The sequence below is a fragment of the Roseivirga sp. UBA1976 genome (genome assembly GCF_002336325.1).
Lineage (GTDB): Bacteria > Bacteroidota > Bacteroidia > Cytophagales > Cyclobacteriaceae > Roseivirga > Roseivirga thermotolerans.
The window spans coordinates 1-14,106 of sequence record NZ_DDDQ01000026.1; the positions used below are offsets into that span (position 1 = coordinate 1).

The following is a 14,106-nucleotide window of genomic DNA, read 5'->3' on the forward strand; positions in this document are numbered from 1 at the left end:
CTTACATCGAACTCAGTTTATTTTAGGGTTACTTACTTAAGTCGCAAGAAGTATATTTCTGAACCTAGCCTCCATTTGTGTCTTCACAAATGGTTGTAAAAAAAACGCTGTGAGGGCACAGCTTGTGTCTAGTATACCGGAATCTAATAAATACGATCTAAATGGGTAACCCTATAACTTAATTTCACCCAACGGGTTGATAATAATATTTTTTTACCTTGTTTAGTCAAACAAATAATTAAACACTAATACAATGAAAAAATTATTATCTTCATTCTTAATCGTTATAGGTATAGCTATTGTAACTATAGTTATAAATCCTTACGAAGCAAAATCTTCTAGTGGCGGCTTTACCAAAGTAGATACGGATTGTTATGATGACACAGGTGCAATTCTGGCTAGCTCTAGTAACTGTGTATTGGGTGACGGAAGATGTATTGACAACACATGTCCTGAAGGACTAACAGAAGTTCAACCTGAATAATAGACATATGAGCACTCCGTTTTAATTCACTAGTTTCAAACTGAGTGCTCTTTTTTTCCTTACATAAGGCCATACTTATTAAAAGTCTCTTTTATTTATTCTATTATAGTTTTTTTCAACAGCACACATATCAATTTCCATCACTTGAAGTATCTATTTTTTATTCTCTTGTTCGCTATCTATTCGTGCCACTCCAAAAGTAGGGAGGAGGTATTAGGTGACATTCCTTTTTCAGAAATAGAGGTTTCACAATCCGAGCTAGATTTAACTAAAATATATCATTCAATCGAGCTAGTTGCCTTCCCTGACACTCCGTTCATAGGAAGGATTAAAGATGTTATCGTCAATGACAATTTTGTCTATGTTTTAGATGACATTAACAACGACATTAAGGTATATAATTTAAAACTCGATTACCTTTTCTCTTTTGGTAAACAAGGGCCAGGACCACAGGAGTACCACTCAATTACCAATATTGCACTTGTTGACAACCAAATAGTGGTACTCTCTCATTTTGATATGGCGATATTAAAATTCACTTTAAACGGAGAGTTTATAGAAAAGGTAAAACTAAATGACCGTCTTTTAGGTATGGTCGCATTAAAAGAAAACTTTGTTACCTATTCTAACTACAATTCTATTTTTCCTGAAAAACCAAATTTAATAGTTTGGGGACTTGATGGCACTCCTAAAAAGATGGGAGCAAATTATACAGTAGATATGCCATCACTAATAGGTTACTCTGGAGGTATAGCTCCAAACTACGACTCCCCATCCACATTCTATTTTCAGAAACCTTTATCGGATACATTGTATCAACTAGACAATAACCTCCATGTAAAACAGGTATTAAAGTTAAAAGTACTTCCCAACCCTTGGCTTGGGAAAATTAACGACCCTAACCTCACGAACATCCGACACGAATATGACTATATAACAGATATCAAAAGCGTAAAAGACAATTTTATACGCTTCTCATTTGTCAAAAATAAAAGGCTGAGACATGGAATGGCTGATGTAAAAACCAAGGTCGCATATATTGAGGATTCAATTCTACCTAAAGGATTGGTATACTTTATATCTAAACCAGCCGGGATTGGTTCAAATGGTTTCCACTATTCAATACCCGAGTATCGCTGGATATCATACTTTCCTGAAGGCAAACCCGAGAACATACCTTCAATTTTTAGTGATTTTAAAGACAAACTTGGTCTGGAGAACTTTAAATATTTGATAAGATACAAATTGAAGTAATTCGTGTTCGCCCAAACTACACCTGTAGCCTTCCCGAAAAAACAAGCAGGCTACATGATGATACGACCGAAAGTCGGGTGGTTGACGGCTAAATTTTTCTACGTAAGCTAAATTATTTAGTAAACTAAAATAATTAGCTTTGTGTGATAAGTCCGTAACAACCTAAAGCGTGGAGAATACCATATTACATCTTGACCTGGACACTTTTTTTGTGTCGGTGGAGCGGCTGCTAGACAGTCGCCTAATGGGTAAGCCCGTGCTCATTGGGGGTACGAGCGATCGTGGTGTAGTAGCCTCATGTAGCTATGAAGCCCGGGCTTACGGTGTTCATTCTGCCATGCCCATGAAACGCGCCAAAGAGCTTTGCCCCGATGCCATTCAGATTAGAGGCAACTCAGGCACCTACACCAAATACTCCGAAATGGTGACGGAGATCATCAAAGAAACGGTACCTCTTTACGAAAAAACCTCTATCGATGAATTCTATGCCGACCTTACCGGGATGGATCGTTTTTTCAACAGCTACCAGATGTCTACGGAGCTACGAAAACGAATTATTAAAGAAACGGGCCTTCCTATTTCTTTTGGCCTCTCCAAAAACAAAACGGTCTCTAAGATTGCCACCGGAGAAGCCAAGCCCAACAATCAGTTGCGCATAGACTATGGCAAAGAAAAAACCTTTCTAGCTCCGCTTTCCATCAGTAAAATTCCCATGGTAGGTCAAAAGACTCAAATTACCCTTTATGGCTTGGGGGTTAAACGCATTCAAACCATTCAGGAAATGCCTGTAGAACTTATGGAAAAGGTTTTGGGCCAAAATGGTATAAGCATTTGGAAAAAAGCCAATGGAGTGGACACTTCGCCTGTAATACCCTACAGCGAGCGGAAATCTATTTCTACAGAAAGAACCTTTGATCGTGATACCATTGACGTATACAAGCTGAGAGGCATACTTACTGCTATGGCCGAAAATCTGGCTTTCCAACTCAGAAGAGGCCTTAAGCTCACCGCCTGCGTAACGGTAAAAGTGCGTTACTCCGACTTTAACACCTACACCTTACAATCGCGTATTCCTTACACTTCTGCCGACCACATACTCATTCCTAAAACCCTTGAACTTTTTGAAAAACTCTACCAAAAACGACTACTGGTTCGGCTCATTGGTGTTCGGTTTAGCCACCTGGTAGAAGGAGGACTACAAATCAACCTGTTCGATGATTCTGAAGAAATGATTAACCTCTACCATGCCATGGATAAAATAAGGGATAAGTATGGCGACCGAAGTGTTTTGAGAGCTTATGGCATGGAAGCCAAAACCATTAGTCGTTTTAACCCATTTACCGGAGAACCTCCACCTTTGCTGGCCAACAGGCGGCAATGATTAAACCCAACCTCCTTCAATCGTTTGCAGTGGAATAGGCTCATGCATAGCATCCCGTTCGCACCGAAAAGAGTATTTTTGATTATACTTAACGCAACATGACCACTGAAATTAAAAAGATAGGGGTACTTACCAGTGGGGGCGATGCTCCCGGAATGAATGCTGCTGTAAGAGCAGTAGTAAGAGCCTGTATTTATTACGACATAGAAGTTTTTGGCATATACAAAGGCTACGATGGCCTTATTAAAGGCAATATGGAACAGCTCTATGTAAGGTCTGTTTCAAACATTCTTAGCCGTGGAGGTACTTTTTTGCTCTCGGCCAGAAGCAAAGAGTTTCGTACAAAAGAAGGCCGTAAGCAAGCCTATGAACATTTTAAAGCCAATGGCTTAGATGCTCTGGTGGTGATTGGCGGAGACGGGTCGTTTACCGGAGCCGACATCTTCTCTCAAGAGTTTAATGTACCGGTAATTGGGATACCCGGAACCATAGACAACGACCTCTCCGGTACCGACTTTACCATTGGATTCGACACGGCCTGTAATACGGCCCGCGAAGCTATTGATAAAATAAGAGACACAGCTTCTTCGCACGAGCGCCTCTTCTTTGTAGAAGTAATGGGCCGCGATGCCGGGTTCATTGCCCTCAACTCTGCCATTGGCGGTGGTGCCGTGGCCATGATTGTACCTGAGCACAATTGGAGCATTGAGGCACTCATTAATCGACTAAGAAAAGGAGCTGCAAACCAAAAAGCTTCTAACGTGGTAATAGTAGCCGAAGGCTGCCACCTGGGTAGCTCCTATGAGATAGCCGCCAAGGTAAAAGAACAACTCGACTACTTTGACATTCGGGTTACCGTACTGGGGCACTTGCAAAGAGGGGGCACCCCCACTACCTTAGACCGAGTGCTGGCCAGCCGCATGGGAGTAGCCGCAGTGGAAGGGCTTCGCAATGGTCAGTCCAACGTTATGGTGGGCATTATTAACAACCGCATTGCCTATACTCCAATAGGAGAAGCCATAAAGACTATTAAGCGACTGGACGATGAGGAGTTTCGTATTGCTAAAATTCTCTCCATCTAACCGCATGCTACAAAAAAATGGGCGATGTCCGATCAACTCAAACATCGCCCCAACCAAGATTAATTCGTTTATCTAATCTGCCTGTTCGGCCTATTAGTTTCTGCCAATAGCATTCAACTCATCGAAAGCTCTTTCCAAGCGCTTCACTACAGACTCCTCTCCTTTTCTTAACCAAACCCGTGGGTCGTAGTATTTTTTGTTCGGAGAGTCTTCACCATCAGGGTTACCAATTTGCCCCTGCAGATAATCTTTCTTCTCTTTGTAGTAAGAATGAATACCATCCCACATAGCCCACTGTACATCCGTATCGATATTCATTTTTATGGAACCATATGAAGTAGCTTCTTTAATCTTTTCCGGCTCAGAACCAGACCCTCCGTGGAACACGAAGTATACGGGCTTTTCTTCCGTGCCAAATTTCTTCTGAATAAACTCCTGAGAGTTTTTCAATATTTCAGGTCTTAGCTCCACATTACCGGGCTTATACACCCCATGCACGTTGCCAAACGAAGCCGCTACAGTGAAAATATCACCAATCTTGCGCATCGCGTCCCATGCTTCGGCTACTTCTTCTGGCTGAGTATACAAGCGCGATGAATCTACATCGGTATTATCTACTCCGTCTTCTTCACCACCGGTAATACCGAGCTCTATTTCAATACCCATACCAAGTGGAGCCATTTTCTTGAAGTACTCAGCACTAATTTCAATGTTTTCATGAAGTGGTTCTTCAGAAAGGTCGAGCATGTGAGTACTAAAGAGCGGCTGCCCGTTTTTGGCATAATAGTTCTTGCCGGCTTCCAGTAGTCCGTCAATCCATGGGAGAAGCTTCTTAGCACAGTGGTCAGTATGCAAAATCACAGGCACACCATAGTGCTCGGCCATCAAATGCACATGCATTGCTCCGGATATAGCTCCCTGAATAGCCGCGTTTTGCCCATCGTTAGAAAGTGATTTACCAGCATAAAAAGAGGCTCCGCCATTAGAAAACTGAATAATTACCGGGGAGTTAACTCGTTTGGCGGTTTCCAATACTGCATTGATGCTATTGGTACCCACTACGTTAACGGCCGGTAGTGCAAATTCATTTTCCTTAGCATAGCTGAGACAGTCTTTCAACTCCTGACCGTACAGCACCCCGCTTCTGAATTTTCCCATTTCGAATTTGATTATGTTTTTAAAAGTGATGCAAAGAAAACAATTGTGAAGTTAAAACTTAAACCTCTTAACAGAAATGGTATAAAACACTTATAGCGCAAAGGTTTGCGCTATAAGTAAAGTAAACTATAATAGAAATGGAGGAAATTACTGACAGTTCATCTCAGAAAGTGCTCTGTCAGGGAACCAAAGTAGGCATTAATCTATAATTAGTCAATCTAACCCATTGAGCCCTAATTACCTATGAATATTCTGCAAACGATTGAAATAGCCAAATTTGCTCAAATTCGCACAATACATTTTTTGAAAAAATTTTGCAAAAACTAGATTATTCAAAACATATAAACTTATTTAAGAGTCCATTCCAAAGTCTGTTTGAAGAAGGCCTCCATGAAGAAGGGACAGGTTACCATTAAGGATATTGCCAAGGAGCTCAACATTTCTTGTTCTACTGTTTCCAGAGCATTGAAAGACTTTCCGGGCATAAGCCCCAGCACAAAAAAGGCCGTTACCGAACTGGCCAACAAATATAACTACAGGCCCAACTCCATTGCCCTAAGCCTAAGAAACCAACGCACCAATGTAATAGGTGTAATTATACCCGAGACTGTCCACTTTTTCTTTTCCACGGTCATTAGCGGCATCGAAGATGAAGCCATGAAAGAGGGCTACAACGTAATGATCTGCCAATCGAACGAAAACTACGAACGGGAAGCCGACAGCATTGACGCCCTCATGAGCGCCCGCGTAGATGGCTTACTGGTTTCTATTTCGAGAGAAACTTCCGACCTGGAACACCTCAAAAAAGTAGTGAGTGAGGGCACTCCCATGGTGTTTTTCGACCGGCTGGTAGAAGGCATGAATGCCTCATCGGTTATTGTAGACGACTATCAGGGTGCTTACGATGCGGTAGAACACCTCATTGAACAAGGCTGTCGCCACATTGTGCACCTCTCAGGCCCCAGCAATTTAATTATTGGCCGAAAGCGCAAAGAAGGATACATAAGTGCTCTGGAAGATTACGAAATACCTATCAACGAAGACAATATTATTGAATGCCGCAATGGCACCGAGCAAGAAGCCGAAAGCGCAATGACTCAGCTGTTGGCATCTGGAAAGAAAATAGATGGAGTATTTGCCAGCAACGACATGGCCGCACTGGGTGCACTAAAAGCCGTAAAAAAAGCCAACATCCGAATTCCGGAAGAAGTGGCCATTGTAGGCTTTAGCAACTGGCAGTTTTCTTCACTCATTCACCCCACGCTTAGCAGTGTTGCCCAACCCGGCTATGAAATGGGGCGCGAAGCAGCCAAGCTAATTTTTCAGGAGATCAATGAGTCTTCTAACGGCAAAAGCATTATAAGAATTCTCGACACTGAGCTTATTGTTCGCGAATCGTCTGACAGAAAGACGGTTAAGGCAGCCATGCCATAAACCGTCCATGCAAACGTTTGTGACAGCATTTCTGCCCGTTCTCCATTAAACCACCTCTCAAAAACACTATTTTCACATTACAATTGTGCAATAGAGAAGCAAGCTATTGCCCCTCCAACCCCAAATCCCAATGAATTTGAGAAACGAGTCCATAGGAACCATTCAGCATTTTTCGTGGCAAGAAAACGGATTGTCCGGCCTTGCAGGAAATAAGCAATTCAGTATAAAGTTTTACACCAGCAAAATTTGCCGCATTCAGGCTTCCAAACACGAGGCTTTCGATGAAAACCCTTTTTCAGTAGTTCTGCCTCCTCAAAAGGTGAGCATTGATGCTAAAGAAACAGACCAGAGCCTGACGCTAAAGACGGCTAATATTCAACTGGAAATTAAGCGTTCTCCGCTCAGATTGTGCTTTAAAAACAACCACGGACAAATACTGAATGAGGACGACCCTGCCTTTGGTATTAGCTGGTTGGGGCATGAGGTGACCAACTATAAAACCCTGAGCCCTAATGAGGTTTTTCTAGGGCTAGGCGAAAAGGGAGGAGGGCTGAACAGGCGCGGATCTTCATTTGTAAACTGGAACTCCGATGCCTTTGCATTTGGCAATGACACCGACCCGCTCTATTTGTCAGCCCCATTCTATATTGGTATCAGAGAAGGTCAGCCCTATGGTATCTTCTTTGACAACACCCACAAAACCCATTTCAATTTTGGGGCTTCTAACAATAACCGATTTAGCTACTTTGGAGCCGAAGCCGGTGACCTGAACTACTATTTTATTCAGGGCGATACCGTTTTAGAAGTAATTCAAGAATATGCGCGGCTCACCGGCACGTCACAACTTCCTCCAAAATGGAGCCTTGGCTTTCAGCAATGCCGTTACAGCTACTACCCGGATCATGAGGTATATACGGTGGCTGATACGTTTAGAAAAAAGCGTATTCCGGCCGATGTTATTTATCTGGACATCCACTACATGGAAGACTACAAGGCCTTTACCTTCGATAAAAACCGATTTCCCGATCCTAAGGGGCTCATAGAGAAACTGGAGGCCCAGGGCTTTAAGGTGGTGGTAATTTTAGATCCGGGTATAGCTACACAACCGGGCTATGGCACCTACGACCGGGGAGTTGAAAAAGACATATTTGTAAAATACCCCGATGGCAGCCGTTTTGAGGCTAGCGTATGGCCAGGCAACAGCCATTTTACTGACTTTACAGCTAAGGAAGGTCGTGATTGGTGGGCCGATGAGCTCAAGTTTTACACCGATAAGGGGCTGGAAGGTTTTTGGAACGACATGAACGAACCGGCCTGTTGGGGACAAGACATTCCCAACCTAATTGAGTTTGACTACGAAGGCCAAACGGCAAGTCACAAAAAGGCCAGAAATATCTATGGCTTTCAAATGGTGCGGGCAACTTTTGAAGGGGCAAAAAAACAACTGAACAACAAAAGACCCTTTACACTCACACGGGCAGGGTTTGCCGGAGTGCAGCGCTATTCGGCTGTGTGGACAGGAGACAACGTGGCTGGCGATGAAGACATGCTATTGGGAGTTCGGTTGGTGAATAGCCTTGGTATGACAGGAATACCCGTTTCCGGTTACGATGTGGGCGGTTTTGTGGGCGAATCGGCCCCAGCGCTATTTGCCCGCTGGTTGGCGGTAGCCACTTTTGCTCCATTTTTTAGAGTACACAGCATGGTTAATGTAAGAGACTCCGAGCCTTGGGCCTACGGAGAGGAAGTAGAAGAAATTTCCAGAAACTATATCAACCTACGCTACCAGCTTATGCCTTATTTGTACAGTCTGTTTTTTGAGGCACACCACAAGGGCAACCCCATTAACCGATCGTTGGCCGTAGACTATTACAACGACCAAAATATTTATCAGGGCAACGCTCAAAATGAGTTTACGCTGGGGCAGTGGTTATTGGTTTGCCCAACCACCACTACACAAGAGTATGCCAAAATTTACCTGCCTCAAGGCAAATGGTATAACTTCTTTACAGACGAACTTCATGAAGGAGGTTGCCATATGCTGGTAGAAACCCAGATGGAAGACCTGCCGGTATTTGCCAAAGAGGGAGCCATCATTCCTTTGCAAAATGTGGTTCAAACCACTCAGGAAAAAACGGATGGTATACTCAAGCTGCACCTCTATTTTGGAGAAGTAGAGACTCATCAAACGTACTATGAAGACGATGGCTCTACTTACAACTTTGAGCAGGGCCAGTACTGCAAACGCGAAATTTACTTTAATGGAAAAATGGGTACACTGCAGGTTGCCAAACAGGAAGGAAGTTATACTTCTGAATTCCACAGCCTCAAAATACACCTTCATGGTTTTGAAGCTAACTCCTTTGAAATCAATGGCGAATCGGTAACTTTCCATGTGGAAGACCTTCAGCTACTGGCACCTATTACAGAGTTTGATCCATTGCCACAACGGCCCAAACGCGATTACTGGAGCAAAGGAGTAAAGACATTGGAAATACCGTTTACGCAAGAAGAGATTAATCTTAACTGGAAATAGCATGAGACTGAAAGCATTTTTTGCAAGCCTATCGCTAATTCTATTGGCTTGCGGGGGAAATGAAAAAACCAATCGGCCGGAAGATCACGCAGCGAGAGTGAAGCATCCGGAGTGGAGCAAAACGGCCGTAATTTATGAAGCCAACATAAGGCAACATACCCCCGAGGGCACCTTCAATGCCTTTGCCAAAGAAATACCTCGCCTGAAGGCTATGGGGATAGACATAGTTTGGCTAATGCCCATTCACCCCATTGGAGCAAAAAACAGAAAAGGCAGTCTGGGAAGCTACTACTCCATAAAAGACTACACAGCCATAAACCCCGAGTTTGGAACCGAAGTGGAGTTCCGACATCTGGTTAACACCATTCACGCCCATGACATGAAGGTGATTATCGACTGGGTGGCCAACCATACAGCCTGGGATCATTCATGGACAGAGACACACCCTGAATACTACAACCGAACAGAAAGTGGTGAATTTCAGCCGCCCGTTGCTGATTGGGAGGACGTAATAGATCTGGACTATAACAATGAGGAACTGAGGAAAGAAATGCTCAATGCCATGAAATACTGGGTCAACGAATTCGACATTGATGGCTACCGCTGTGATGTGGCCGGCATGGTACCCATTGACTTCTGGAACACCGTGAGAGCAGAGCTAGATGCCATTAAACCTGTATTTATGCTTGCCGAGGGAGAAGAACCGGAACTCCACGAGGAAGCCTTTGACATGACTTACTCCTGGGAGTTGATGCACCTGATGCGCAGAGTTGCGAGCGGTGAAGAAAGCCCTGAGGCCATTAAAGCCATGTACAAAAAAGACTTTGAACGCTATCCCAAAGGCTATTATAAAATGAATATTATTACCAACCACGATGAAAATTCATGGAACGGTACGGCCGAAGAATTCTTTGGTGAGGGACAAGAGGCGTGGTTTGTTTTTGCAGCCACCACTTATGGCATGCCGCTAGTCTACTCCGGGCAAGAGGCCAATAATACGAAGCGACTGGAATTCTTCGAGAAAGATAGTATTGATTGGTCTCGCGGATATGTTTTCTCCAATCTGTATAAAACCCTGTTCCAACTAAAGGAAGATAACCCTGCCCTGTGGAATGGAGAGTTTGGCGGAAGCCTGGAGTGGATAGAAACATCGGCAAACGAAAGTGTATTGGCCTATAGGAGGAAAAAAGGAGAGCATGAGGTAGTGGTATTCATTAACATTCAGGGCCAACCCATAACGCTTACTTTCGAAGAAGAGTTGGGGGCAATGCGCAACGTAATGGACAATATAGAAACAGTAGTTTCCGGTGAGCTTTCGCTGCCACCCAACGGATTTAAAGTATTTGCTAAATAGATAATTATGGCCATCAAACCTCGCTTAAGTTTTATCCAAATCTGGAACATGAGTTTCGGGTTTCTGGGAATTCAGATGGGCTTTGCCTTGCAAAACGCCAACGCCAGTAGAATTCTTCAGATTTTTGGAGCCAATGTAGAAGAACTATCCTGGTTCTGGATTGTAGCCCCTCTGACCGGAATGATCGTACAGCCTATTATTGGCCATTACAGCGACAAAACCTGGACCCGGCTTGGCAGAAGAAGACCATACTTTTTGGCAGGTGCCCTTTTAGCCTCCGTGGGTCTAATTCTTATGCCGCAGGCAGATATGTTCATTGCCTTCCTCCCTGCTCTTTGGGTTGGTGCAGGTTTTTTAATGATTATGGACGCCAGCTTTAACATTGCCATGGAACCTTTCCGGGCTTTGGTGGCCGACAAACTCCCGGGCGACCAAACCACATTGGGTTTTAGCATTCAAACAGTGCTCATTGGTATTGGAGCCGTGATTGGTTCGTGGTTGCCCTGGGCCGTCACCAATTGGTTTGGTGTTGCCAATACTGCAGAACCGGGCTCAGTACCACCCAGTTTAATCATTTCCTTTGTTTGCGGAGCGGTGGTACTTATTGCAACCATATTAATTACTGTAATCACCACCAAAGAATATACGCCTGAAGAAACAGCTGTATTCGAAGAAGAATTTGAAAAATCTATTGCCTCCCCAACCGAAGGTAAAGGCATGAGTCAGATTGCTAAAGACATTGCCAGCATGCCAACTACTATGAAGCAGTTGGGGCTGGTTCAATTCTTTTCTTGGTTCGCCCTATTCGGAATGTGGGTTTATACCACTCCTGCAATTGCTCATCATATTTGGGGGCTGCCCGTTGATGATAACTCCTCTCAAGCCTATCAAAATGCCGGAGATTGGGTTGGAATCATCTTCGGGGTTTACAACTTAGTATCGGCTATTTACGCCTTCTTGCTTCCTTCAATTGCTGCAAAAATTGGCAGGAAGCAAACACACGCGGTGTCACTCTTTATTGGGGGCTTAGGATTAATATCCATGTATTTCGCTCCAGACAAGTACTGGCTTATTGGTTCAATGTTTGGAGTTGGCATTGCCTGGGCAAGCATATTAGCCATGCCCTATGCCATTCTTGCAGGCTCAATTCCTCTCAAGAAAATGGGAATCTATATGGGGCTCTTTAATTTCTTTATAGTATTCCCTCAGATTGTCAATGCAACTATAGGCGGGCCAATAGTAAAAAATCTGTATGGTGGAAACCCCATGTATGCTATAGTTACCTCGGGAGTATTCATGCTTTTGGCAGCCTTCTCCCTCCGATATGTCAGAGACAATGACGACCCGGTGCTTAGCACATAAACCAATCATTTAAAAAGCAGCTCAACGGCTGCTTTTTCTTTTTATCTTCACCGCTCAACGCTAATTCAAATGAAAAAACCAATCATTCTACTTTTTGCACTTGCTGTAGTATTTGGCTGTTCGCCAAAAAAAGATGATCAAGCCACTGTTTTTAAAAAAATAAACGAAGAGGTTTTGGCCAATTCCAGAGCCTATGAAACGCTGGAAGAAGCCACCAAAACCATTGGCCACCGACTCACAGGCTCTGAAGAAGGGGCCAAGGCAGAAGAATATACCTACAACCTTTTGAAGAGTTACGGCCTTCAGGTAGCGTATCAGCCTTTTGAGGTAGAGTCTTGGAGCAGAGGAGATATTGAAGTACAGATTGGTTCTCAAGGCAGCCTGGCACCTATGCCTGCCGTAACCCTGGCACACTCGCCAGTCGAAGCTGAGATAACAGCTGAAATTGTAGACATGGGCAACGGAGTTGACGCTGACTATGAGGCAAAACCGGGAGCCGTAGAAGGTAAAATTGCGCTTGTTTACATAGGCACTTTGCCCAACAGCCCTGAAGGCACTCCCGGGCTACACCGATCCGAAAAAACTGCCCTGGCCATAAAGCATGGGGCCATAGGCATCATCATTATCAACCAGGTAGATGGTGGCGTTTTACTCACCGGAACTGCTTCGGTAACCGGCAGCCTAATTTCTATACCGGCCGTTTGTATTGGCAAAGAAGACGGACTGGCACTGAAAGAAACGCTCACAAAGAGCCGTCAGTTTGCTTCCATCAAAATGACCAACAAGTCAGGACTCATTAAAGCCAGAAATGTAATAGCCACTATTAAGGGCAGCGAATTGCCCAATGAAAAAGTAATTGTTGGCGGCCACCTCGACTCTTGGGATTTGGCCACCGGAGCCATAGACAACGGCATTGGCTCATTTGCTGTGTTAGACATGGCCCGAACCTTTGCTGCGCTGAATCTTAAACCAAAGAGAACTGTTCAGTTTGTGATGTTTATGGGTGAAGAAGAAGGCCTTTTAGGTTCAAGGCATATGGTAAACCAAGCCATTGAAAATGGCACAATCGACCAGATTAAGTACATAATGAACCAAGACATGTCTGGCAACCCTGCCGGTTTCGGAACAGGCGGAAGACCGGAAGCAGAGCCTTTCTTTAAGCAAATCGGTAAAGAAATCATGGCCATTGACTCTACAACTTATAAGAATGTAGTCTCCAATGGCGCAGGCCTCCACAGCGACCACCAGCCATTTATGTTGCAAGGAATTCCCTACACATCTCCTGCTTCCAGACTAGATAGAGCCATTTATGGTTGCTATCATTCAGACTGTGACGACTTTGATTTGGTCAACAAAGAGCATATGGTGAATAACGTACGCTTCAGTTCCATGATGCTGTATGCCTTGGCAGATGCCGATAGACTTCCCGCTCAAAAGCTGACGGACGCTGAAACCAAGGCTTTTTTAGAAAGACATAATCTTAAGCTCAAGCTTCAGATCGGTGGCGACTGGAGATGGGATGATTAATTGAGTGAACTCAATGATATGGACGTACTGAACATCCTCCTGCTTTTTGGTGTCGGTCTTGTGGCCGGGGTCATCAATACGCTTGCAGGAGGAGGTTCATTACTCACCCTTCCTGCACTTATTTTCCTGAATTTACCTCCCAATGTGGCCAATGCCACTAACAGAATAGGCGTTTTCTTTAACGGCTTGATGTCTTGGAGAGGCTACCACTCTAAGGGAGTGAAAGCCGAAAAATACGACCTTTGGCTCAGTGCCACCTCTTTTATTGGAGCCATCCTAGGCTCATACGTTGCTGTAGACATTAAAGGAGAAACCTTTAATAGAATCTTGGCAGCTATCATTGTATTTATTGTGGCCTACATGGTGTTTGGCAAAAAGCTGCAGTCAGGCAACCAAATTAAAACCACCAAAAAATCTAAAATCATCGGACTCATCACCTTCTTCTTTATCGGAATCTATGGTGGGTTCATTCAGGCAGGCGTAGGCTATATCATCATTGCCTCCATGTCTTTTATTCACAACTATGGTATGGTC

The 14,106-nt window shown here is 44.0% G+C and carries 11 protein-coding genes; 10 read left to right on the forward strand and 1 reads right to left on the reverse strand.

The window, feature by feature from the left end; genetic code table 11:
- Positions 1-253: 253 nt before the first annotated feature.
- The 4 genes from B3763_RS02235 to pfkA all read left to right on the forward strand — a co-directional run bounded on the left by B3763_RS02235 (position 254) and on the right by pfkA (position 4,201).
- Complete coding sequence (locus tag B3763_RS02235) at positions 254-484, forward strand: hypothetical protein (RefSeq protein WP_189631513.1); 231 nt, start codon at positions 254-256, stop codon at positions 482-484.
- 144 nt (positions 485-628) lie between these two features.
- Positions 629-1,738: a 6-bladed beta-propeller gene (locus tag B3763_RS02240; protein ID WP_189631514.1), complete on the forward strand. Its 1,110-nt coding sequence runs from the start codon at positions 629-631 to the stop codon at positions 1,736-1,738.
- A 169-nt stretch (positions 1,739-1,907) separates the two neighbouring features.
- Positions 1,908-3,119: a DNA polymerase IV gene (dinB, locus tag B3763_RS02245; protein WP_189631515.1), complete on the forward strand. Its 1,212-nt coding sequence runs from the start codon at positions 1,908-1,910 to the stop codon at positions 3,117-3,119.
- Positions 3,120-3,217: 98 nt separating this feature from the next.
- Positions 3,218-4,201 (forward strand): 6-phosphofructokinase, encoded by a 984-nt coding sequence (gene pfkA, locus B3763_RS02250; protein WP_189631516.1) that lies wholly within the window; start codon positions 3,218-3,220, stop codon positions 4,199-4,201.
- 93 nt (positions 4,202-4,294) lie between these two features.
- Here pfkA and fbaA read toward each other — a convergent pair whose 3' ends face one another.
- The gene (gene fbaA, locus B3763_RS02255) at positions 4,295-5,359 is read right to left on the reverse strand and encodes a class II fructose-bisphosphate aldolase (protein WP_189631517.1); all 1,065 of its coding nucleotides are present in this window, start codon (positions 5,357-5,359) and stop codon (positions 4,295-4,297) included.
- A 390-nt stretch (positions 5,360-5,749) separates the two neighbouring features.
- On the opposite strand from fbaA, the gene B3763_RS02260 reads away from it, so the two are divergent.
- The 6 genes from B3763_RS02260 to B3763_RS02285 form a co-directional block, all read left to right on the forward strand.
- Positions 5,750-6,793: a LacI family DNA-binding transcriptional regulator gene (locus tag B3763_RS02260; protein ID WP_286743190.1), complete on the forward strand. Its 1,044-nt coding sequence runs from the start codon at positions 5,750-5,752 to the stop codon at positions 6,791-6,793.
- A 130-nt stretch (positions 6,794-6,923) separates the two neighbouring features.
- Entirely contained in the window at positions 6,924-9,329 is a 2,406-nt protein-coding gene (locus tag B3763_RS02265) for a glycoside hydrolase family 31 protein (RefSeq protein WP_286743192.1), read from the forward strand.
- A 1-nt stretch (position 9,330) separates the two neighbouring features.
- Positions 9,331-10,683: an alpha-amylase family glycosyl hydrolase gene (locus B3763_RS02270; protein ID WP_286743194.1), complete on the forward strand. Its 1,353-nt coding sequence runs from the start codon at positions 9,331-9,333 to the stop codon at positions 10,681-10,683.
- A 48-nt stretch (positions 10,684-10,731) separates the two neighbouring features.
- On the forward strand, positions 10,732-12,045 hold the full coding sequence (locus B3763_RS02275) for an MFS transporter (protein ID WP_286743196.1): 1,314 nt from the start codon (positions 10,732-10,734) through the stop codon (positions 12,043-12,045).
- A 69-nt stretch (positions 12,046-12,114) separates the two neighbouring features.
- A complete protein-coding gene (locus B3763_RS02280) occupies positions 12,115-13,572 on the forward strand; it encodes a M20/M25/M40 family metallo-hydrolase (RefSeq protein ID WP_286743198.1) in 1,458 nt (485 codons plus the stop codon).
- An 18-nt stretch (positions 13,573-13,590) separates the two neighbouring features.
- On the forward strand, positions 13,591-14,106 hold a 516-nt coding region (locus B3763_RS02285; protein ID WP_286743199.1), incomplete at its 3' end, for a sulfite exporter TauE/SafE family protein.